Annotated in this window: 18 protein-coding genes; 4 read left to right on the top strand and 14 right to left on the bottom strand. The window is 58.9% G+C overall.

The window, feature by feature from the left end:
• Nucleotide 1 precedes the first annotated feature (1 nt).
• The 14 genes from pseB to mtnA form a co-directional block, all read right to left on the bottom strand.
• The gene (pseB, locus tag BLU76_RS12495) at nucleotides 2–1,000 is read right to left on the bottom strand and encodes a UDP-N-acetylglucosamine 4,6-dehydratase (inverting) (RefSeq protein ID WP_092222902.1); all 999 of its coding nucleotides are present in this window, start codon (nucleotides 998–1,000) and stop codon (nucleotides 2–4) included.
• Between the two features lie 32 nt (nucleotides 1,001–1,032).
• Nucleotides 1,033–2,289, bottom strand: a complete 1,257-nt coding sequence (locus BLU76_RS12490; protein WP_092222898.1) for a lipopolysaccharide biosynthesis protein — start codon at nucleotides 2,287–2,289, stop codon at nucleotides 1,033–1,035.
• A 679-nt stretch (nucleotides 2,290–2,968) separates the two neighbouring features.
• Nucleotides 2,969–4,039 (bottom strand): LPS O-antigen chain length determinant protein WzzB, encoded by a 1,071-nt coding sequence (locus tag BLU76_RS12485; RefSeq protein ID WP_092222896.1) that lies wholly within the window; start codon nucleotides 4,037–4,039, stop codon nucleotides 2,969–2,971.
• 179 nt (nucleotides 4,040–4,218) lie between these two features.
• Nucleotides 4,219–4,443, bottom strand: a complete 225-nt coding sequence (locus BLU76_RS12480; RefSeq protein ID WP_092222894.1) for a lipopolysaccharide assembly protein LapA domain-containing protein — start codon at nucleotides 4,441–4,443, stop codon at nucleotides 4,219–4,221.
• Between the two features lie 26 nt (nucleotides 4,444–4,469).
• A complete protein-coding gene (gene ihfB / locus BLU76_RS12475; RefSeq protein WP_003199243.1) occupies nucleotides 4,470–4,766 on the bottom strand; it encodes an integration host factor subunit beta in 297 nt (98 codons plus the stop codon).
• 136 nt (nucleotides 4,767–4,902) lie between these two features.
• Entirely contained in the window at nucleotides 4,903–5,181 is a 279-nt protein-coding gene (locus BLU76_RS12470; protein ID WP_092222892.1) for a hypothetical protein, read from the bottom strand.
• Between the two features lie 226 nt (nucleotides 5,182–5,407).
• Nucleotides 5,408–7,102, bottom strand: a complete 1,695-nt coding sequence (gene rpsA, locus BLU76_RS12465; RefSeq protein ID WP_014337228.1) for a 30S ribosomal protein S1 — start codon at nucleotides 7,100–7,102, stop codon at nucleotides 5,408–5,410.
• 119 nt (nucleotides 7,103–7,221) lie between these two features.
• Nucleotides 7,222–7,911 (bottom strand): (d)CMP kinase, encoded by a 690-nt coding sequence (gene cmk / locus BLU76_RS12460; protein WP_014337227.1) that lies wholly within the window; start codon nucleotides 7,909–7,911, stop codon nucleotides 7,222–7,224.
• Nucleotides 7,908–10,115 carry a bifunctional prephenate dehydrogenase/3-phosphoshikimate 1-carboxyvinyltransferase gene (locus BLU76_RS12455; protein ID WP_256572676.1) on the bottom strand — a complete coding sequence of 736 codons (2,208 nt, stop codon included), beginning with the start codon at nucleotides 10,113–10,115 and terminating at the stop codon, nucleotides 7,908–7,910. The genes cmk and BLU76_RS12455 overlap by 4 nt, the downstream gene beginning before the upstream one ends.
• Before the next feature lie 28 nt (nucleotides 10,116–10,143).
• Complete coding sequence (hisC, locus tag BLU76_RS12450) at nucleotides 10,144–11,256, bottom strand: histidinol-phosphate transaminase (RefSeq protein ID WP_072340459.1); 1,113 nt, start codon at nucleotides 11,254–11,256, stop codon at nucleotides 10,144–10,146.
• Between the two features lie 13 nt (nucleotides 11,257–11,269).
• Nucleotides 11,270–12,364, bottom strand: a complete 1,095-nt coding sequence (gene pheA, locus BLU76_RS12445; RefSeq protein ID WP_003199233.1) for a prephenate dehydratase — start codon at nucleotides 12,362–12,364, stop codon at nucleotides 11,270–11,272.
• Entirely contained in the window at nucleotides 12,364–13,449 is a 1,086-nt protein-coding gene (gene serC / locus BLU76_RS12440) for a 3-phosphoserine/phosphohydroxythreonine transaminase (RefSeq protein WP_003199231.1), read from the bottom strand. Before serC ends, pheA begins: the two co-directional genes overlap by 1 nt.
• A gap of 304 nt (nucleotides 13,450–13,753) precedes the next feature.
• Nucleotides 13,754–16,432, bottom strand: a complete 2,679-nt coding sequence (gene gyrA, locus BLU76_RS12435) for a DNA gyrase subunit A (protein WP_092222888.1) — start codon at nucleotides 16,430–16,432, stop codon at nucleotides 13,754–13,756.
• A gap of 442 nt (nucleotides 16,433–16,874) precedes the next feature.
• Nucleotides 16,875–17,951 (bottom strand): S-methyl-5-thioribose-1-phosphate isomerase, encoded by a 1,077-nt coding sequence (gene mtnA, locus BLU76_RS12430; protein WP_092222886.1) that lies wholly within the window; start codon nucleotides 17,949–17,951, stop codon nucleotides 16,875–16,877.
• Nucleotides 17,952–18,057: 106 nt separating this feature from the next.
• Between mtnA and BLU76_RS12425 the strand changes: the two genes are divergently transcribed.
• From BLU76_RS12425 to BLU76_RS12410, 4 genes are all read left to right on the top strand, one after another.
• Nucleotides 18,058–19,389 (top strand): TRZ/ATZ family hydrolase, encoded by a 1,332-nt coding sequence (locus BLU76_RS12425; RefSeq protein WP_092144920.1) that lies wholly within the window; start codon nucleotides 18,058–18,060, stop codon nucleotides 19,387–19,389.
• A 61-nt stretch (nucleotides 19,390–19,450) separates the two neighbouring features.
• Nucleotides 19,451–20,149, top strand: coding sequence for a bifunctional 2-polyprenyl-6-hydroxyphenol methylase/3-demethylubiquinol 3-O-methyltransferase UbiG (gene ubiG, locus BLU76_RS12420; RefSeq protein ID WP_063322361.1), 699 nt, complete (start codon nucleotides 19,451–19,453; stop codon nucleotides 20,147–20,149).
• 4 nt (nucleotides 20,150–20,153) lie between these two features.
• Entirely contained in the window at nucleotides 20,154–20,825 is a 672-nt protein-coding gene (mupP, locus tag BLU76_RS12415; protein ID WP_060738596.1) for an N-acetylmuramic acid 6-phosphate phosphatase MupP, read from the top strand.
• A 167-nt stretch (nucleotides 20,826–20,992) separates the two neighbouring features.
• The gene (locus tag BLU76_RS12410) at nucleotides 20,993–21,733 is read left to right on the top strand and encodes a YciK family oxidoreductase (RefSeq protein WP_018602937.1); all 741 of its coding nucleotides are present in this window, start codon (nucleotides 20,993–20,995) and stop codon (nucleotides 21,731–21,733) included.
• The last annotated feature ends 214 nt before the right edge of the window (nucleotides 21,734–21,947 follow it).

The raw sequence follows: 21,947 nt of genomic DNA, 5'->3' as shown, positions 1-21,947 counted from the left end.
ATCAGATACTCCCGATCTTGGCTTCGTTGAGGGTGATCCAGCTTTTCAGATCCTCGTCACTCATCCACTCAGTGTTATTGTCACTGGCGTAAACGAAGCCTTCTGCGACCTTCTTGCCGTCTTTAATACGTTTAGGGCAGGTGGCCCACTCGTTGATAACCGGCAGAATTTTAAAGTGCTCAGGGTATTCGTACGTGTAGTAGGAATCTTCGGCGCTGATCATCTGCTCATGCAATTTTTCGCCAGGACGAATGCCGACGATCTTTTGAGTGGCCTCTGGTGCGACAACGCGAGCAAGGTCTGTCACTTTCATCGACGGAATTTTCTTCACATAGATCTCACCGCCTTCCATGTCTTCGAAAGCATGCCAGACCAGTTCGACGCCCTCTTCCAGGGAGATCATGAAACGGGTCATGCGTTCATCGGTGATCGGTAATTCACCTTTGTCCTTGATCGACATGAAGAAGGGGATGACTGAACCGCGCGATCCCATCACGTTGCCATAACGTACTACTGCCATGCGGGTTTCGTGACCGCCGGCGTAGGAGTTACCGGCAACAAACAGCTTATCGGACGCCAACTTGGTGGCACCGTAGAGGTTGATCGGGCTGCTGGCCTTGTCGGTGGACAATGCGACAACGCGCTTGATGCCTTTGTCGATGCAGGCATCGATCAGGTTCATCGCGCCGTTGATGTTGGTCTTGATGCACTCGAAGGGGTTGTATTCCGCGGTTGGCACGATCTTGGTCGCCGCTGCGTGAACCACATAATCAACACCATCCAATGCCCGGTACAAGCGCTCCTTGTCGCGGACGTCGCCGATGAAGAATCGAACGCGGGAATCACCCTCGAATTTTTTCGCCATGTCCCATTGCTTCATTTCATCTCGGGAAAAGATGATGATCTTTTTCGGGTTGTATTTGGCCAGGGTCATCGGCACAAACGTGTTACCAAAAGAGCCGGTACCGCCGGTGATGAGAATGGTTTTATTGGTGAACATTAACGCGTCCCTTGGTTGCTTCCTGTACAGAGTCAGGATTGAAATAAACGGTAAGGTGCCGGAGTGAGGCGAAAGAAGCTCCACGATTTCCAGCACAAAACGACAAAAAAGCTGACGCACAGCCCCAGCGGTACTGCGAGAAGAGGCCAAGACTGCGCAAAACTCAAGGTTGCCAGAACGAAAATGATCAAACTGGCTATATGACTATGAATGATTGGTCGATCACGACCTTGGGCATATAACCCATAGTGGGGAATCATGCCCAGTGCGTATAGCACCGTAGCAATAAGGATCCAGACGAAAAGCCCCTCCTGCTCACTGTAAAGCGGCTTGCCCAGCCAAGCCAGCAATGGGCCTATCGTAACCAGTGCGACTACCGAAAAAGCGACGCAAAGACCAACGGTCTGCAGCAACAACCTGCGTATACCTTGATGAAAACCGACTGGATCTCGCTGCTGGTAGGCGCTGATCAGCCCTGGATAAGTAAATGCAAATACACCAGCATCCAGAAATGATATCAACGCCATACTGATGCCCATGAACAAGACATAGGCACCAAGTACGTCCAATCCCGCCAGATCTTGGAGCCAATAACGGTCCAAAGTGAAAACCCCACGAATGGCCAAGGTCGCAATCAGCAATGCGGACGCTACCCTTAATCCTTTGATGACCCAGGTCCAGTCGACATCTTGCCGCCAACCAGATAGCGCCATACGCTTGATACGGTGTATACCCAGCAGAAGAGCTGTCGCCGATCCCAACGTCCAAGCGCCAAATACCATGTCCAGATTTCGCGTACCAGGCTCAACGAACATCAATGCCGTGATCAGCACAGCCCAGACCCCCGAGCGTAAAAACAGTATCAGGCTCGCAAATAGTTGATCCGAAACCGCGATCAGTAAGCGACCCAGTTCCTGAGTAAAATGCTCAAGTATCAGTAAAACAAAGAACCAGCCGATAACCTTCATCGGGAGCAAACCTTTTATAAAAACCAGGCTTAGCAGCGGTAGAAAAATGAGGTAGAGCACTAACGTCAGCGCTCCTTGGGCCTTGAGTAGTCCTCCCCACTCGTGACGCTCACGCTTAAGCAGTTCACGAGTACTATAGGTATAGAAATCGAAGCCAAGAAAATACAGCGAATAGCCAACAGTCGCTGCCAAAAGACCATAGATACCTAGTTCGACCGGCTCTAGAAAACGGGCAAGAAAAAAAATCAGCAAAAATTTGCTGAGAAGTGTCAAGCCACGAATTGCGACATTGGAAAGCTGTAAAAAATTTCGAGCGAGCATCAAATTGGTCTATTCACGTTCGTACCTGCTAACTGCTTGCATAAGAAAGCGCTTTTCATCCTTGCGTTCAGCCTTTGGCACTTTACCTTACAATTTTACCGCCTCCCTCCTAAGAACGCATCCACTCGGATGCCTATCGCTTCTCCTGAGTTGCTAACGATGCGCCGATTCCTTTGGAGTCTTGAGTTGCGTCGCCTAGCTTACCCTCTCCGCTCTCACCCCTGGCGATTGCTTGCTCCACTCAATCCATCTGGCTCAAAGACAGCGACCGTCAACTTGCCCCCTGCTCGATACAGTAGTCAGCAACCACGCAGGAGACACTCTCAGTCTGCGCGCATTATGCCTCATCTTGTAAAAAATCCGGTCAGGGGCAACCATGCACGGGGCCCGCTTCGTTAGGCATCCATCCTTTTTTTATACAAAACATTACCGCTGAAGCGACCAATAAACCGAAGTCAAGACCTGTCGTAAGATGATAAATCGCTTGGTGACACCAAGAAAAATCAGTCAGCCATAGCTGAGCTATCAATTGCCAGCCCTGACGCCGAGGCGCTTTCCTTGGGCACTAGAAAGCCCGTCGGCACTGGGAAACACCCAGCGCCGACGGGCTCAAAAAAAATCAATCAGAACACTGCTCACCATGCATTATAGCTACCAATAACGGATGATGGAATGGCATCTAACCACGACTAACTTGTCTACTCCGTTGCTCTTCTTGATTGCGCTTAAATACATATCGGATCAAGGCGATAAATCCGCCCGATAGAAGCCCCGCCAAGACGCCCAACACCAAGATTAAGCTCTTTCTTGGTTTTATCGGACTCCCGGGCACCTCAACACTACCATCCTGTCTGTAAACCGCAATACGCTCAGAGTCAATGTTCAACTTACGATAGAAGTTATAACGCATCTGCAACGTCCGCAAATCCGATATAAATGCGTCATCGGAGGCCCTCGCCTCCAGAGTACTGACTTCAGCAGCCAACGCCTTGCTCCCCCTCTGATAATCCATCTTATTACCAGTATCTACAGTAATATCCACCGCAGCAGAAGAGTTTACGGTTGGTGAAGTCAAGCCAATCGCCTCGGCAATTTTCAGTGCTTCACGCAGTTGTTGAATACGATCCTCACGTATCCGCTGCGCGGTTTCGCGTAAGCTAATAATGCGCTGCTCAAGGTTGCGAGCTCTTACGGAAGCCTCGGTCGTTACGTTCTTAATCAGCTCCGATTCGGCCGCCTCGCTGGCGCGCGCCACATAGGCCTTTACCCACTCAGCGGCCTTTATTGGATCGCCGCTTTGGACAGTCACGGAGAACCGGTCCGGTGTATCCTTACCTGGCCCCTTGATTACCAGCTCCCGTGAGAATTGTTCATACAAACGGTCGAGAGCCCCCTTTCGCCGGGATTCATCAAGTGACGGGAGATAAATTTCATTGAAGAAGTTTTGGCGAAGAGATTCACCTTGCAGATTACGAGCAAACACATCGTATACATGCTTGATGGAATAAGTTTCGAGTTCGGTACTTTTCCCACGACCGTAGTTCAACTCAGCAATACCGTTCTGAGTGGGCGGTATGATAAAAAGTTTTGCTTCATAGATAGGTTTGCTGAGAAATGCGTAAGCGGCAGCACTGGCAGTGACTATAAGGGTAATGACTAAGATCAGCCATTTTTGAGCCCAAAGCCCCTGAGCAAGCTCAACCAGATCAATCTCCTCTGCGTCACGCGCATCAATGCGATCATTTCGCATAAGAAGCCTCGCTTTGCATCAAGCCCGTAGACACATCGAACGTATTCAAAGGCAAGACGGGCAAGGCCGTGTCGGATATAGCGGCAAACTGAGCTAGATTAAATACGAACAAAACGCACCCAAAGTCAGAAAAATTGCAGATAGTGATCCTTACCAAGACTTCCGGGCCACACATCCATTTATTTAAAGCGCCTACGCACCCCTAAAAACCACGCAAGCGACGGCCCGACTATCATACCAGCGAGAAGCGCCAGGATCACGAAAACCGAGACAGGAAGCTGCGGAGCTGACCAACCCAGAAACAGCAATGCCACTGGCTGGTTGTTTTCAAGCACGAACAGGACGATAGCTGAGGCCACGAGCAGCGCAAGTACGACAAGGGTCAAGCGTTTAAAGTTCCGCATGTGAACTCCTCTGTTTTAGGGCTCCGTCAGAGCTCATCCCCCTCCTCCTCATTCACACGATCCCTAAGCTCTTTGCCTGGTTTGAAATGAGGAACGAATTTTCCATCAAGGCTGACGGACTGGCCCGTTTTGGGGTTGCGCCCAACCCGCGGAGCGCGGTAGTGCAGGGAGAAGCTGCCGAAACCGCGGATCTCGATGCGATCCCCCGTAGCCAGGCACTGGGACATTTGTTCAAGCATGGTCTTGATGGCTAGCTCCACATCCTTGGATGAGAGTAGCCCTTGATGGGTGACAATTCGTTCGATCAACTCCGACTTCGTCATATTTTTCCCTTCTTTTTCAAGCAGCTAGGAAAATCGCTTGAAAAGGTTTTAGCATGACCGGAGGGATTTGAACAGCCCAAGTATTGACATTCTTCTTGACTCCCCTACCGCCTCTTTGTGCGCAAGCAGGGAGATGCTATCGACAGATGACCAGCATCGTACGAGTCAGATAGCCAGCCGGATTGAAACCAAAGGGGTACTGATCTTCATCCTTCGCGTCGTCGGATCGGGTAATCACCTTGTAGCCAGCCCCCTTACACTCTCTTGCGGCCCTCTTGTGGCACTTCTCCCAACCGGAACCCAACCCCGAGCAGTCGACCTCGATACCACTGACACCACGCACTGCGTGGGTCTTGGCGCTTGTAGAGCAAGCGGCCAGCACCAAGATACTCAACACCAGAAAGAGCTTGTTCATTCAGTTCCTTTAGACAGAGGTCCGGATCGATCATTTATACAAGTCGGAGCCACGCCCTGAATAGATTATTGATCCGCTTCATAAAAGAGACAGCTGGGTTGATGGGTTGGTTTCGCAGCGTCCCGAATGAACTCTGCCATCGGCAGCAGCTTGCAGAGAATCTTGACATTTCGCAGGCACAAAAAAGGGCGACCGAAGTCGCCCTTTTTCTATGGTCTGACAGAACTCAGTTCTGTTTTTCCATTTGTGCACGCAACAGGTCGCCCAGAGTGGTAGGACCAGCAGCAATGTCAGAGGTAGCTGGCTTGTCGCGCAGGCTCTGGATTGCTTCTTTCTCTTCAGCATCGTCTTTCGACTTGATGGAGAGCTGGATTACGCGGCTCTTGCGGTCAACGCTGATGATCTTGGCTTCTACTTCTTCGCCTTCTTTCAGAACGTTGCGCGCGTCTTCAACGCGGTCACGGCTGATTTCGGAGGCTTTCAGAGTCGCTTCGATATCGTCGGCCAGAGTGATGATGGCGCCTTTGGCGTCAACTTCTTTCACGATGCCCTTAACGATTGCGCCTTTGTCGTTCTCTTGAACGTACTCGGAGAACGGATCGCTTTCCAATTGCTTGATGCCCAGGGAGATGCGCTCGCGCTCTGGGTCAACCGACAGGATAACGGTGTCCAGCTCGTCGCCCTTCTTGAAACGGCGTACGGCTTCTTCGCCCACTTCGTTCCAGGAGATGTCGGACAGGTGAACCAGACCGTCGATGCCGCCGTCCAGACCAATGAAGATACCGAAATCGGTGATCGACTTGATGGTGCCGGAGATTTTATCGCCCTTGTTGAACTGGCCAGAGAAGTCTTCCCATGGGTTGGACTTGCACTGCTTGATGCCGAGGGAGATACGACGACGCTCTTCGTCGATGTCCAGAACCATGACTTCCACTTCGTCGCCGACTTGTACGACTTTCGAAGGATGGATGTTCTTGTTGGTCCAGTCCATTTCGGAAACGTGTACCAGGCCTTCAACGCCTTCTTCCAGCTCAGCGAAGCAGCCGTAGTCGGTCAGGTTGGTAACACGAGCGGTGACGCGGGTGCTTTCTGGGTAACGGGCTTTGATAGCGACCCATGGATCTTCACCCAGTTGCTTGAGGCCCAGGGAAACACGATTGCGCTCGCGATCGTACTTCAGAACCTTGACATCGATCTCGTCGCCAACGTTGACGATTTCCGAAGGATGCTTGATACGCTTCCAGGCCATGTCGGTGATGTGCAGCAGGCCATCGACGCCACCCAGATCGACGAATGCGCCGTAATCGGTGAGGTTCTTGACGATACCCTTGACCTGTTGGCCTTCCTGCAGCGATTCCAGCAGAGCTTCACGCTCGGCGGAGTTCTCGGCTTCCAGGACACTGCGACGGGAAACGACAACGTTGTTGCGCTTCTGGTCCAGCTTGATGACCTTGAATTCCAGCTCTTTGCCTTCCAGGTGCGTGGTATCGCGCACTGGACGGACGTCAACCAGGGAACCTGGCAGGAACGCACGGATGCCGTTAACGTCGACAGTGAAGCCGCCTTTAACCTTACCGTTGATAACGCCCTTGACCACTTCCTCAGCTGCGAAGGCCGCTTCCAGAACGATCCAGCATTCAGCGCGCTTGGCTTTTTCACGGGACAGCTTGGTTTCACCGAAACCATCTTCAACCGAGTCCAGCGCAACGTGAACTTCGTCACCGACGTTGATGTTCAGTTCGCCAGCGTCGTTGTAGAACTGCTCAAGCGGGATCAGCGCTTCAGACTTCAGACCAGCGTGAACGGTTACCCAGCGAGCTTGGTAATCGATATCAACGATAACGCCGGTGATGATGGAGCCTGCCTGAAGGTTCAGGGTTTTCAAGCTTTCTTCAAAGAGTTCCGCAAAGCTTTCGCTCATTTTAATTCCTGTTGATTAGGGCGAAGTAAACGCCCATCTCCACACCCCAGACGATGTGGGTTAGTTTCATATAAAAGAAGCGCCGCAGGACTATGACTGGTCCCCTGCGGAGCTTCCTGTCACCCGGCGATATCGCGAATGGCGATCTCGCTCATGATGCGTTGCAGCACCTGATCGATGGACAACTCCGTGGAATCCAGCTGTATCGCGTCGGCCGCCGGCTTGAGCGGGGCTACTGCGCGCTGGGTGTCACGCTCATCGCGTGCACGGATCTCATCTAGCAGACTCGACAGACTAACATCCTCGCCTTTGCCCTTCAACTGCAAATATCGGCGACGCGCCCTCTCCTCTGCACTGGCGGTGAGGAAAATCTTCAGCGGCGCGTCAGGAAAGACCACCGTGCCCATGTCACGACCATCGGCCACCAGCCCCGGCGGCTCCTGGAAGGCACGCTGGCGTTGCAGCAAGGCTTCGCGTACCGCCGGCAGCGCGGCGACCTGGGAGGCCCCGGCCCCCACGCTTTCGGTACGAATGACGTCGCTGACTTCGTCACCTTCCAGAATGATGCGCTGGAGCTGACCGTCGGTCGCGGCAATGAATTGCACGTCCAGATGAGCCGCCAGCGCCTTGAGCAACTCTTCGTTGGTCAGGTCGACGCCATGGTTCGCGGCAGCGAACGCCAATAGACGATACAGGGCACCCGAATCGAGCAGGTTCCAGCCCAACTGCCTGGCCAGGATCCCGGCGACGGTGCCCTTGCCCGAACCGCTTGGGCCATCGATGGTGATGACCGGTGCCTTGATGTTCACGACTGCGCCTCTTGTGCTACTCGGATACCGACCTGCGCGCACAGCGCCAGGAAGTTCGGGAACGACGTCGCGACGTTGGCGCAATCATGGATGCGAATCGGCGCGCTGGCGCGCAAAGACGCAACACTGAAGGCCATGGCGATACGATGGTCACCGTGACCATGGACTTCGCCGCCGCCGATCTGGCCGCCGTCGATGATGATGCCGTCCGGCGTTGGCTGGCACTTGACGCCCAGGGCGAGCAAGCCATCAGCCATCACCTGGATGCGATCCGACTCCTTGACCCGCAGCTCTTCGGCGCCCGTCAATACGGTGCGCCCTTCTGCACAGGCGGCCGCCACGAACAGCACCGGGAATTCATCGATAGCCAGCGGAACCAACGCCTCGGGAATCTCGATACCCTTGAGTTTAGCTGCTCGTACGCGCAAGTCCGCCACGGGCTCGCCGCCGACTTCACGCTGGTTTTCCAGGGTGATGTCAGCGCCCATCAGGCGCAGGATGTCAATAACGCCGGTGCGGGTCGGGTTGATGCCGACATGTTCGAGCACCAGGTCGGAACCTTCGGCAATCGAAGCGGCCACCAGGAAGAATGCCGACGAGGAGATGTCACCCGGCACTTCGATGTGGGTAGCGGTCAGCTTGCTGCCAGACTCGACGGACGCCGTGGCGCCATCGACCGTGACCGGGTAGCCGAAGCCGCGCAGCATGCGCTCGGTATGGTCGCGGGTCGGGGCCGGTTCGGTGACGGTGGTCTTGCCTTCGGCGTAGAGACCCGCCAGCAGCAGGCAGGATTTTACCTGGGCGCTGGCCATCGGCATGGTGTAGGTCAGGCCCTTGAGCTTGTTGCCACCACGAATGATCATCGGCGGACGACCGTCGGCGGCCGTCTCGATGACCGCGCCCATTTCCCGCAACGGATTGGCGACGCGATTCATCGGGCGCTTGGACAGCGAGGCGTCACCGGTCAGGGTGCTGTCGAAGTCTTGCGCGGCCAGCAGGCCGGACAACAGACGCATCGAGGTCCCGGAGTTACCCAGGTAGATGGGCCCCGGAGCAGGTTTGAGGCCGTGCAGGCCGACACCATGGATGGTCACGCGACCGTGGTGCGGACCTTCGATGACCACCCCCATGTCGCGAAACGCTTGCAGCGTCGCCAAGGCGTCTTCGCCCTCGAGGAAACCTTCCACTTCGGTCACACCTTCGGCCAGGGAGCCGAGCATGATCGAACGGTGGGAAATCGATTTATCGCCCGGTACACGAATACGCCCGCTCAGGGAGCCACCAGGTTGTGCCAGGAAAATCAGATCGTTGGAGTTCATAGCGTCCACATAGGCCCGACGGGCCAGGATTTTACTGAAATGCTCGCGGGCCACCCTGGCGCGTGTGAAAACGCCCAGCAATTGGTGCCCGTCCCCTGCATCGACCGCGTCGCGCAAGGCGTCGAGGTCGCTGCGAAATGTATCGAGTGTGCGCAAGACAGCTTCGCGGTTGGCGAGGAAGATGTCGTGCCACATGACCGGGTCGCTTCCTGCGATTCTCGTGAAATCGCGGAAACCGCCGGCAGCGTAACGGAAGATCTCAAGATTTTCATTGCGTTTGGCCAACGAATCCACCAGGCCGAACGCCAACAGGTGCGGCAAGTGGCTGGTGGCCGCCAACACTTCATCGTGACGCTCGACCTGCATGTGCTCGACATCGGCGCCCAGTTCGCGCCACAAACGGTCCACCATCGCCAGCGCGGCTGGATCCGTCTGGTCCAGCGGCGTGAGGATCACTTTGTGGCGACGAAACAGTTCGGCGTTGGAGGCTTCCACCCCGCTCTGCTCGGAACCGGCAATCGGATGGCCGGGCACGAAGCGCGCCGGCATCCCGCCGAAGGCCTCGGTGGCCGCACGCACGACGTTGCCCTTGGCGCTGCCGACGTCGGTCAGGATCGCTTGCCCCAGGTTCATGGTCGCCAGACGCGCCAGCAGTTTTTCCATGGCCAGGATCGGCACCGCCAATTGGATCACGTCCGCGCCCTGACAAGCGATCGCCAGGTCATCCTCGCAGCGATCGACCACCCCCAGCTCCACGGCCAGCTTGCGCGACTGCGGATCCAGGTCGACACCGACCACCTCGCGGCACAGACCGCTTTCACGCAAGCCCTTGGCAAACGAACCGCCAATCAACCCCAGGCCGACCACCACCAGGCGACCGATCATAGGGGCAGCAGGTTGCAGCGAAGTGACATCAACCACGAGCCAAAACCTTGCTCAACGCCTCAAGGAAACGGTTGTTTTCCGCCGGTAGGCCGATGGTGACGCGCAGGTGGTTCGGCATGCCGTAGTTAGCCACCGGACGCACGATCACGCCTTCGCGCAGCAGCCCCTGGTACACCGGCGCAGCGACACGCCCCAGGTCGACGCAGATGAAGTTACCTTTGGATGGAATCCAGCTCAAGCCCAGCTCACGGAACCCCGCTTCCAACTGCTGCATACCGGCCGCGTTCAGGCGACGGCTTTCGGCCAGGTAGGCCTCATCCTGCAAGGCGGCACAGGCGGCTGCCAGGGCGAAGCTGTTGACGTTGAATGGCTGGCGCACGCGGTTCAGCACGTCGGCCACCACGGCGGTGGACAAGCCGTAGCCAACCCGCAGCGAGGCCAGGCCGTAGGCTTTCGAGAAGGTGCGCGAAACCAGCAGGTTCGGGTAGGCCGCGAGGAAATCCAGGCCATCGGGCAAATCGCTGCCTTCGGCGTATTCGATGTAGGCCTCGTCCAACACCACGAGCACGTGCGCGGGCACGTCTTGCAGGAAGTCGTCCAAGGCCTGGGCGTCGAACCAGGTGCCGGTCGGGTTGTTCGGGTTGGCAATGAAGACCACCCGCGTGTTGGCATCGATGGCGGCCAGCATGGCCGGCAGATCGTGCCCCCAGTCCTTGGCCGGAACCACATGGGCATCCGCGCCCACGGCCTGGGTCGCGATCGGGTAGACCGCAAACGCGTGCTCGCTGAACACAGCGTTGAGACCCGGTGCCAGGTACGCACGGGCGACCAACTCAAGAATGTCGTTGGAGCCATTGCCCAGCGTCACCTGGTTCAGCTCGACGCCACAGCGCTCGGCCAGCAGGCTTTTCAACGCAAACCCATTGCCATCGGGGTAACGGGTCAACTCGGCCAGTTCGTCGCGGATCGCCGCCAGTGCCTTGGGGCTCGCGCCCAACGGATTTTCGTTGCTCGCCAACTTGACGATGTTGGCCGGATCCAGGTCCAGCTCGCGGGCCAGTTCGTCGACGGGCTTGCCCGGAACGTAAGGCGAGAGTTGTTGCACGCCTGGCTGAGCCAGAGCGAGGAAGTTGCCACTCATTTGCTATCCGCCCTTAAAGAACTGCCTTGGGGTAGGAACCCAGCACCTTGAGTGCCACTGCTTCCTGACTGATTTTCTCCAGCACACCTTTTACCAGCGGATCGCGGTGGTGGCCGACGAAATCGATGAAGAACACGTAGGTCCATTTACCACTGCGCGACGGACGGGTCTCGATCCGCGTCAGGTCGATACCGTTGTCGTGGAACGGCACCAGCAGTTCATGGAGCGCGCCGGGCTTGTTGCTCATGGAGACGATGATCGAGGTCTTGTCGTCGCCGGTCGGCGGTACTTCCTGGCTGCCGATCATCAGGAACCGCGTGGAGTTGTCCGGGCGATCCTCGATTTTCTCGGCCAGGCGCGTCAGCCCGTAGAGGCCGGCCGCCATATCACCAGCGATCGCCGCCGAGTTCCACTCACCCTTGACCCGCTTGGCCGCTTCGGCGTTGCTCGATACCGCTACGCGCTCGACGTTCGGGTAATGGGCGTCCAGCCACTTGCGGCACTGGGCCAACGATTGGGCGTGGGAATAGATCCGGCTGATGCTGTCGGTCTTGGTGTTCTCGCCGACCAACAGGTGATGGTGGATACGCAGCTCGACTTCGCCGCAGATCACCATGTCATGCTCGAGGAAGCTGTCCAGCGTGTGGTTGACCGCGCCTTCGGTAGAGTTTTCCACCGGCACCACGCCAAAATTCACCGCGCCGGCCGCCACTTCGCGGAAGACTTCGTCGATGGCCGCCATTGGCTTGCTGATCACGGCGTGACCAAAGTGCTTCATGGCGGCGGCCTGGGTGAAGGTCCCTTCCGGCCCCAGGTAGGCGACTTTCAGCGGCTGCTCGAGCGCCAGGCACGAGGACATGATTTCACGGAACAACCGCGCCATCTCTTCGTTGCCCAGCGGCCCCTTGTTGCGCTCCATGACACGCTTGAGCACCTGGGCTTCACGCTCAGGACGATAGAACACCGGCACTTCGCCTTCGGCCAGGGAGGCCATCTTCACCCGGGCGACTTCCTGGGCGCAGCGCGCACGCTCGCTGATCAGCTCCAGGACCTTTTCGTCCAGGGCATCGATGCGCAGGCGCAGCGCCTTGAGTTCTTGCTCAGACATCAGCCATGTTCCTTCTCGAACTCTGCCATGTAGGCGATCAACGCATTGACGGCGTTGATGTCGACGGCGTTGTAGATGGAGGCACGCATGCCACCGACCGAACGGTGGCCCTTGAGGTTCAGCAGTCCACGCTCGTCGGCACCGGCCAGGAACGGCTTGTCCAGACGGTCGTCGGCCAGGCGGAACGGCACGTTCATCCACGAACGATCGGTCTTGTTGATCGGGTTGCTGTAGAGGCCGCTGGCGTCGATGAAGTCATACAGCGTGCGCTGCTTGACTTCGTTGAGCTTGCCGATGGCCTCGACACCGCCCTGCTCCTTCAGCCATTCGAATACCAGGCCAGAGAGGTACCAGGCCAGGGTCGGCGGGGTGTTGTACATCGAGCCGTTGTCGGCCGCGACCTTGTAGTTGAGCATGGTCGGGCACAGGGAGCGGGCACGCCCCAGCAGGTCTTCACGAATGATGCTGACCAGGATGCCGCTAGGGCCGATGTTTTTCTGGGCGCCGGCGTAGATCATGCCGAAACGGGAGATATCCACAGGGCGCGAGAGAATGTCCGAGGACATGTCGGCCACCAATGGCACGTCGCCGGTTTCCGGGATCCAGTTGAATTCCAGGCCACCGATGGTTTCGTTCGGCGCGTAGTGAACGTAGGCCGCGTCCTTGGACAGGTTCCATTCGTTCTGGCCGGGAATCGCAAAATAGTCGTAGGGCTTGGCGGTGGCAGCCACGTTGACGTGACCGTAGCGCGAAGCTTCTTCGATGGCTTTCTGCGACCAGATACCGGTGTCGATGTAGTCGGCCTTGCCACTTTCCGGCAGCAGGTTCAACGGGATCTGGGCGAACTGCTGGCTGGCGCCGCCCTGCAGGAACAGCACCTTGTAATTGGACGGGATGTTCAGCAGATCACGCAGGTCCTGCTCGGCCTTGGTGGCAATGGACACGAACTCATCGCTGCGATGGCTCATTTCCATGACCGACAGGCCCTTGCCGTGCCAGTCGAGAAGTTCACCCTGGGCACGCTTCAGGACCGCTTCAGGCAACGCCGCCGGGCCGGCACAGAAGTTATAGGCTCTCTTGCTCACATCCAATCTCGCTCTGATCTGGTGGTCACTTAAATCTTCATTCACCCATCACCCGATGGTAGCTACCGCTCATGTAAGGATTGCCCTGAACCTGTGGCGAGGGAGCTTGCTCCCGCTGGGCTGCGCAGCAGACCCATTCTATGGGCGCTTCGCACCCAAGCGGGAGCAAGCTCCCTCGCCACAATGAATCAAACAAACCTTAAGTGAGCAGCATCAGCCCCACAGGAGAATGTGCAGTGTCGCAAATTTTCAAACGAGACAAACAACAAGGGGGCGAATCTTCATCCGCCCCCCGCGTGTCCGCTTAGTCCTGCGGTTCTTCTTCGTCTGCGGCAGCGTCGAGCGGTTGGTCACCGGTCATGTCGTCGACATCGGCACCCAGGGTGCCGTCGAACGCCACGCCTTCCTCGCCTTCCAGCTCCTCGCCTTCCAGCTCCTCGCCTTCGACTTCCGATGGCTCCTGCACCCGCTCAAGCCCTACCAGCGTTTCGTCGCTGGCCAGCTTGATCAGCGTCACGCCCTGGGTGTTACGACCCAGGCTCGAGACTTCGGCGACCCGCGTACGCACCAGGGTACCCTGGTCAGAGATCAACATGATCTCCTCGCCATCAAGCACCTGGACAGCGCCAACCAGACGGCCGTTACGCTCGTTGCTGACCATGGCGATCACGCCCTGGCCGCCACGCTTGTACTCAGGGAACTCGCTGATGGCCGTGCGCTTGCCATAACCACGCGCCGAAGCGGTGAGGATCTGGCTGCCCTCTTCTGGGATCAGCATGGAAATCAGCTTCTGGCCTTCCGGCAGGCGCATGCCGCGCACACCGCGGGCGGTACGGCCCATGGCGCGAACGTCGGATTCCTTGAAGCGAGTGACCTTGCCGCCGTCGGAGAACAGCATGACTTCACGCTCGCCGTCGGTGATGGCGGCGGAAATCAGCACGTCGCCTTCGTCCAGCTCCAGGGCAATCAGGCCGACGCTACGCTGGCGACTGAAGGATTCCAGCGGGGTCTTCTTCACGGTGCCGTTGGCGGTCGCCATGAAGATGTAGTGACCTTCGGTGTATTCCTCCACCGGCAGCATGGTGGTGATGTATTCACCGTCGTCCAGCGGCAGCAGGTTGACCAGCGGACGACCACGGGCTGCGCGGGACGCTTCGGGGATTTCGTAGGTCTTGAGCCAGTACACCTTGCCCTTGCTGGAGAACAGCAACAGCGTGGTGTGGCTGTTGGCGACCAGCAGGTGAGCGATGTAGTCCTCGTCCTTGACGCCGGTCGCCGACTTGCCTTTGCCGCCGCGACGCTGGGCCTGGTAGGCGGCCAACGGCTGGGTCTTGGCGTAGCCGCCGTGGGAAATGGTCACCACGCGCTCTTCTTCCGGGATCATGTCGCCCAGGGTCAGGTCGAGGCGCGCATCGAGAATCTCGGTGCGACGCACGTCGCCGTACTCGGCGCGGATCACTTCCAGCTCTTCGCGGATCACTTCCATCAGGCGCGTGGCGCTGTTGAGGATGCGGATCAGTTCGCCGATCTGGTTGAGGATCTCCTGGTACTCGGCCAGCAGCTTCTCGTGTTCCAGGCCGGTCAGGCGGTGCAGGCGCAGTTCCAGGATGGCTTGCGCCTGTTCCGGGGACAGGAAGTACTTGCCTTCGCGCAGGCCGTATTGCGGGTCGAGGTTCTCCGGACGGCACGAATCGGCACCGGCACGCTCCACCATCGCCACCACCGCGCTGGACTCCCAAGGCGTGCTGATCAGCGCTTCCTTGGCTTCCGACGGCGTTGGCGAGGCCTTGATCAGGGCGATCACCGGGTCGATGTTCGACAGGGCAACGGCCTGGCCTTCAAGAATGTGGCCACGCTCGCGAGCCTTGCGCAGTTCGAACACGGTGCGGCGGGTAACCACTTCGCGACGGTGACGTACGAAAGCTTCCAGCAGGTCCTTGAGGTTCAGGATCCGCGGACGGCCGTCGATCAGCGCAACGATGTTGATGCCGAACACACTTTGCAGTTGGGTCTGGGCGTAGAGGTTGTTGAGGATCACCTCAGGCACTTCACCACGACGCAACTCGATCACGACGCGCATGCCGTCCTTGTCGGACTCGTCACGCAGCTCGGTGATGCCTTCGAGCTTCTTCTCTTTCACCAGCTCGGCGATCTTCTCGATCAGGCGAGCCTTGTTCAGTTGGTACGGCAGCTCGGTGATGACGATCTGCTGGCGGCCGCCAACCTTGTCGATGTCTTCGACGGTGGAACGGGCGCGCATGTAAATGCGGCCACGGCCGGTGCGGTAGGCTTCGATGATGCCGGCGCGACCGTTGATGATCGCGGCGGTCGGGAAGTCCGGACCCGGGATGTATTGCATCAGCTCATCGACAGTCAGCTCGGGATTGTCGATGAGGGCCAGGCAACCGTCGATGACTTCACCGAGGTTGTGCGGCGGGATGTTGGTCGCCATGCCCACGGCGATACCGCTGGAGCCGTTGACGAGCAGGTTCGGGATACGGGTCGGCATGACCGCCGGGATCATTTCGGTGCCGTCGTAGTTCGGCACCCAGTCCACGGTTTCCTTGTGCAGGTCGGCCAGCAGTTCGTGGGCCAGCTTGGTCATGCGCACTTCGGTGTATCGCATGGCCGCGGCGTTGTCGCCGTCCACGGAACCGAAGTTGCCCTGGCCGTCTACCAGCAGGTAGCGCAAGGAGAATGGCTGCGCCATACGAACGATGGTGTCGTACACGGCAGTGTCGCCGTGGGGGTGATACTTACCGATCACGTCGCCGACGACACGGGCAGATTTCTTGTACGGCTTGTTGAAGTCGTTGCCCAGTTCGCTCATCGCGAACAGCACGCGCCGGTGCACGGGCTTCAAGCCATCGCGCGCATCCGGCAGCGCCCGCCCGACGATTACGCTCATTGCGTAGTCGAGGTAGGACTGTTTCAGCTCGTCTTCGATATTGACCGGGAGGATTTCTTTGGCCAGTTCGCCCATGAGAAGCCTGATTCCTTTTTCTGGTGAAACCTCGTCACATCCAGATGGGACGAACGAAGCTCGCCGCTGCAGAACAAGTGCCGTGCAGCGACTTACGACAAATCAACGAGTTATGCCATGGATCTGCGCAGTAAAGGCCACCTCGCGAGGCAGCCTTGGAAACCGCCGGATGTTATCACAAGAGCCGCCACGCACCTATCCCCCAGATGCGCATGGTGCGTAGTTAGTTGACCGGTGACAGGCTGATATGGGACCAGAGGGGCTTAGAAGCGCTGCGGATGGAGAATCAGGGCGAAAATGCAAGGCATTTGTTGCCTTTGAGGACCTCATCGCGAGCAAGCTCGCTCCCACAAGGACTCTTATGTCAGAAATTTCAGACATGCCCTGTCCACTGTGGGAGCGAGCTTGCCCGCGATGGCGGCAGATCACCCTCTGGAAATCGTCAGTGCAACCGCTTGCGGCACATCAACTGCGCCAGCTTGGCGGTGTCCGGACGCTCGATGATGCCCTTCTCCGTGACGATGACGTCGATCAAATCCGCCGGGGTGATATCGAACGTCGGGTTGAAGGCGTCCACCTCCGCACCGAGCCTCTTGCCGCCGATTTCCAGCAGTTCACGTCCATCGCGCTCCTCGACCGGAACGTCATCACCGCAGGCCAGGCTCATATCGATGGTCGAACTCGGCGCCACCACCATGAAACGCACGCCATGGTGCATGGCACAGACCGCCAGTTGATAGGTACCGATCTTGTTCGCCACATCGCCATTGGCGGTGATGCAGTCGGCACCGACAATCACCCAGGTCACACCTTTCGTCTTCATGATGTGGGCGGCGGCGGAATCGGCGTTGAGGGTCACCGGGATGCTCTCACGGGCCAGCTCCCACGCCGTCAGGCGCGAGCCTTGCAGCGATGGACGGGTTTCGTCGGCATAGACGCGCTCCACCATGCCTTCGATATACGCGCCACGGATGACACCCAAGGCCGTGCCGAAGCCACCGCTCGCCAGGGCGCCGGTGTTGCCGTGGGTGAGGATGGCCTGGGCGTTGCCCTGGTGCTTGCGGATCAGGTCGACACCGAGCTGGGTCATGGTCAGGTTGGCTTCGCGGTCACTTTCGTGGATCGCGATGGCTTCAGCCTCAAGTACCGCCAGCGGCTCGGCGTGCTCTTTCAAGCGCCCCAACCGGTCGCGCATCCGATCCAGCGCCCAGAAGAGGTTCGCCGCTGTCGGCCGGGCCTCGGCCAGCAAGGCAAAATCAGCCTCCAGGGCCGATTGCCAGTCACCGCCCTCGACCACCCTGGTCCGCGCCGCCAGCACGACACCATAAGCCGCGCTGATGCCGATGGCCTGCGCGCCGCGCACCACCAGCGAGCCAATGGCCTCGGCCACATCGGCGGCACAGGTGCAGGCGATCCAGTTTTCCTCGAACGGCAAGACACGCAGGTCCAACAGGTACAGGACGCCATCACGCCAATCGATGGCCTTCACCTTCTCCGCAGCCAATAGTCGATCGCGCATCCTTCACCCCGTACTCATGAACAAAAGCCGCCGATTATAGCGATCCCTCCGCGAAGACGCTCGGGTATACTTCGCCATCCTTTATACCCCATGGAACCGTTCCACGATGCCCAAGCCTGCCGTTGCGCTCGACTTATTATTGCTGCCGACCTGGTTGGTGCCTGTCGAACCCGCCGGTGTAGTGCTCAAGGATCATGGCCTGGGCATTCGCGACGGCTGCATCGCGTTCATCGGTCCACGGGCAGAAGCCCTCCGGTGTGACGCCGCCCAGGTCCGTGAGCTGCCCGGCATGCTGCTCAGCCCCGGCCTGATCAATGCCCATGGCCACGCAGCCATGACCCTGTTCCGCGGCCTGGCCGACGACCTGCCCTTGATGACCTGGCTCGAACAGCACATCTGGCCGGCGGAAGCCAAATGGGTCGATGAGCATTTCGTACGCGACGGCACCGACCTGGCCATCGCCGAGCAGATCAAGGGCGGCATCACCTGCTTCTCCGACATGTATTTCTACCCCAAGATCGCCAGCGAGTGTGTCCACGACAGCGGTATTCGTGCGCAAATCGCGATTCCAATCCTCGATTTCCCGATCCCCGGTGCCGCCAGCGCCGACGAAGCCATTCGTCAGGGCATCGAATTGTTTGGCGACCTCAAGCACCACCCACGGATCAAAGTCGCATTCGGCCCGCACGCCCCCTACACCGTGGGCGACGAGAACCTGGAGAAAATCCGCGTGATCGCCGAGGAACTGGACGCGGCCATTCATATGCACGTTCACGAAACCGCCTTCGAAGTGCAGCAGGCTGTGGATAACACCGCGGAGCGACCGCTGGCGCGCCTGGGACGACTTGGCCTGCTGGGGCCACGCTTTCAGGCCGTGCACATGACTCAAATCAGCGACGAAGACCAGGCCTTGCTGGTAGAAAGCAATTGCAGCGTGATCCACTGCCCGGAATCGAACCTGAAGCTGGCCAGCGGTTTCTGCCCAGTGGAGCGCCTGTGGCAGGCCGGCGTCAATGTGGCGCTCGGCACTGACGGTGCGGCGAGCAACAACGACCTGGATCTGCTGGGCGAAACCCGCACCGCGGCCCTGCTGGCCAAGGCCGTCGCCGGCTCGGCCACGGCCCTGGATGCCCACCGGGCGCTGCGCATGGCCACGCTCAATGGCGCCCGGGCGCTGGGCATCGAGGCGATTGTCGGCTCGCTGGAAGTGGGCAAGGCCGCCGACCTGGTGGCCTTCGATCTGTCGGGCCTGGCCCAGCAGCCGATCTACGACCCGGTGTCGCAGTTGATCTATGCCACCGGTCGCGATTGCGTAAAACACCTGTGGGTGGGCGGCAAGCCGTTATTGGAGGATGGCCGACTGACCCGCATGGACGAATCAAGACTGATCGCCACGGCCCAGGCCTGGGGTCGGCGCATCAGCGGCCACAACGAATAACCACGCCCCTTGAGCCACGGCTCGGGGCACCTGATTTTTCAAGCTTTTCGAGGATCTGCACATGAGCAACGTCGACCACGCCGAAATCGCCAAGTTCGAAGCCCTGGCCCATCGCTGGTGGGACCGTGAAAGCGAATTCAAGCCGCTGCACGACATCAACCCGCTGCGGGTCAACTGGATTGACGAACGGGTCAACCTGGCTGGCAAGAAGGTGCTCGACGTCGGTTGTGGCGGCGGCATCCTCAGCGAAGCCATGGCCCAGCGCGGGGCGACGGTGATGGGCATCGACATGGGCGAAGCGCCACTGGCCGTGGCGCAACTGCATCAATTGGAGTCGGGCGTCAGCGTGGAATACCGGCAGATCACCGCCGAAGCCCTGGCCGAAGAAATGCCCGGCCAATTCGACGTGGTCACCTGCCTGGAAATGCTCGAGCACGTGCCGGATCCGTCGTCGGTCATCCGCGCCTGCTTCCGTATGGTCAAGCCCGGCGGCCAGGTGTTCTTCTCCACCATCAACCGCAACCCGAAGGCCTACCTGTTCGCCATCATCGGCGCCGAATACATCATGAAGCTGCTGCCGCGCGGCACTCACGACTTCAAGAAATTCATCCGCCCTTCCGAACTGGGCGCCTGGAGCCGCGCGGCCGGGCTGACCGTCAAGGACATCATCGGCCTGACCTACAATCCGCTGACCAAGCACTACAAGCTGGCCGCCGACGTTGACGTCAACTACATGATCCAGACCCTGCGCGAGGAGTAAGTCGATGCGTCTCAAAGCGGTTCTCTTCGACATGGACGGCACGCTGCTCGACACCGCGCCGGACTTCATCGCCATCTGCCAGGCCATGCGCGCCGACCGTGGCTTGCCACCGATGAACACGCAGCACATTCGCGACGAGATTTCCGGCGGTGCCCGGGCGATGGTCGCGGTGACCTTTTCCATGGACCCTGAATCACCGGGGTTCGAGGAACTGCGCCAGGAGTTCCTCGACCGCTACCTCAAGGGATGCGCGGTCCACAGTCATTTGTTCGACGGCATGGCCGAGGTGCTGGCCGATATCGAAGCGGCCAACCTGATCTGGGGCGTGGTCACCAACAAGCCGGTGCGTTTCGCCGAGCCGATCATGCAGCAACTGGGCCTGGCCGAGCGCTCGAAAGTGCTGATCTGCCCTGATCACGTGAAGAACAGCAAGCCAGACCCGGAACCGCTGACCCTGGCCTGCAAGATGCTCGACCTGGATCCGGCCAGCGTGCTGTTCGTGGGCGATGACCTGCGGGACATCGAGTCCGGACGCAGCGCCGGTACCAAGACCTGCGCGGTGACCTACGGCTACATCCACCCGGACGACAACCCGAGGCACTGGGGCGCGGACGTCGTGATCGACCACCCTTCGGCGCTGCGTGAAGTGCTGGATAACGCGTTGTGCAGTTGCTGAACTGAGCCCTTGTGGCGAGGGAGCTTGCTCCCGCTGGAGCGCGAAGCGGTCCCCTGGACGACGGCTGCGCCGCCGAGCGGGAGCAAGCTCCCTCGCCACAAAAGCCTCTTTGCCACAAAAGCTTCCTCGTCACCGGTACTGTGCTGCTCTAATTGTTGAGGTTTTTTATGTTTGATTATTCCGCCCGCCCCGACCTGCTCAATGGCCGGGTGATTCTGGTCACCGGCGCCGGTCGCGGTATCGGTGCCGCAGCGGCGAAAGCCTATGCCGCCCATGGCGCCACCGTGCTGCTGCTGGGCAAGACCGAAGCCAACCTGACCCAGGTCTACGATGAAATCGAGGCGGCCGGTCATCCGCAGCCAGCGGTGATCCCGTTCAACCTCGAAACCGCACTGCCTCATCAGTACGATGAACTGGCGGCCATGATCGAAACCGAGTTCGGTCACCTGGACGGCCTGCTGCACAACGCCTCGATCATCGGCCCGCGTACACCGCTGGAACAGTTGTCCGGTGAGAATTTCATGCGGGTGATGCACGTCAACGTCAACGCGATGTTCATGCTTACCAGCACCTTGCTGCCCCTGCTCAAGCTGTCCCAGGATGCGTCCGTGGTGTTCACCTCCAGCAGCGTCGGGCGCAAGGGCCGGGCGTACTGGGGCGCCTATGGCGTGTCCAAGTTCGCCACCGAGGGGCTGATGCAGACCCTGGCCGACGAAGTCGACACCGTCGCCGCCGTGCGCGCCAACAGCATCAACCCCGGTGCCACCCGCACCAGCATGCGAGCCCAGGCCTACCCGGGGGAAAACCCGCTCAACAATCCGACGCCCGAGGAGATCATGCCGGTCTACCTGTACCTCATGGGCCCGGACAGCACCGGCGTCAATGGCCAGGCGTTCAACGCGCAATAATGGCCACGGCCTGCATCGCGACGACTTACCGTCGCGATGCAGGCTCCATTCGATGCCCAACCAAGCGAACCGCCAAACCCACGTCGCTGGAAATATCCCTATTTGCCGCCAATAAATTGATTCCTAAGCGGTTTTTATTGAAGTGAACCGAATGGCACGACTTTCGCTCTAAACTTCCTCAAACATGCCATGTTCGGCAAGTAGTGGACGTTGA

Origin of the sequence: Pseudomonas sp. NFACC08-1 (genome assembly GCF_900106735.1) — a bacterium.
In the GTDB taxonomy this organism is placed as follows: Bacteria; Pseudomonadota; Gammaproteobacteria; order Pseudomonadales; family Pseudomonadaceae; genus Aquipseudomonas; species Aquipseudomonas fluorescens_Q.
This window is presented reverse-complemented; position numbering and strand designations above follow the sequence as displayed.

Coding starts and splice junctions, on each gene's coding strand:
- BLU76_RS12485 (WP_092222896.1), bottom strand. CDS start 4,039: ATGCGAAATGATCGCATTGATGCGCGTGACGCAGAGGAGATTGATCTG.
- mtnA (WP_092222886.1), bottom strand. CDS start 17,951: ATGCGCGATCGACTATTGGCTGCGGAGAAGGTGAAGGCCATCGATTGG.
- BLU76_RS12410 (WP_018602937.1), top strand. CDS start 20,993: ATGTTTGATTATTCCGCCCGCCCCGACCTGCTCAATGGCCGGGTGATT.
- BLU76_RS12425 (WP_092144920.1), top strand. CDS start 18,058: ATGCCCAAGCCTGCCGTTGCGCTCGACTTATTATTGCTGCCGACCTGG.
- ubiG (WP_063322361.1), top strand. CDS start 19,451: ATGAGCAACGTCGACCACGCCGAAATCGCCAAGTTCGAAGCCCTGGCC.
- BLU76_RS12470 (WP_092222892.1), bottom strand. CDS start 5,181: ATGAACAAGCTCTTTCTGGTGTTGAGTATCTTGGTGCTGGCCGCTTGC.
- hisC (WP_072340459.1), bottom strand. CDS start 11,256: ATGAGTGGCAACTTCCTCGCTCTGGCTCAGCCAGGCGTGCAACAACTC.
- BLU76_RS12455 (WP_256572676.1), bottom strand. CDS start 10,115: ATGATCGGTCGCCTGGTGGTGGTCGGCCTGGGGTTGATTGGCGGTTCG.
- pheA (WP_003199233.1), bottom strand. CDS start 12,364: ATGTCTGAGCAAGAACTCAAGGCGCTGCGCCTGCGCATCGATGCCCTG.
- mupP (WP_060738596.1), top strand. CDS start 20,154: ATGCGTCTCAAAGCGGTTCTCTTCGACATGGACGGCACGCTGCTCGAC.
- BLU76_RS12480 (WP_092222894.1), bottom strand. CDS start 4,443: ATGCGGAACTTTAAACGCTTGACCCTTGTCGTACTTGCGCTGCTCGTG.
- gyrA (WP_092222888.1), bottom strand. CDS start 16,432: ATGGGCGAACTGGCCAAAGAAATCCTCCCGGTCAATATCGAAGACGAG.
- ihfB (WP_003199243.1), bottom strand. CDS start 4,766: ATGACGAAGTCGGAGTTGATCGAACGAATTGTCACCCATCAAGGGCTA.
- rpsA (WP_014337228.1), bottom strand. CDS start 7,102: ATGAGCGAAAGCTTTGCGGAACTCTTTGAAGAAAGCTTGAAAACCCTG.
- BLU76_RS12490 (WP_092222898.1), bottom strand. CDS start 2,289: ATGCTCGCTCGAAATTTTTTACAGCTTTCCAATGTCGCAATTCGTGGC.
- pseB (WP_092222902.1), bottom strand. CDS start 1,000: ATGTTCACCAATAAAACCATTCTCATCACCGGCGGTACCGGCTCTTTT.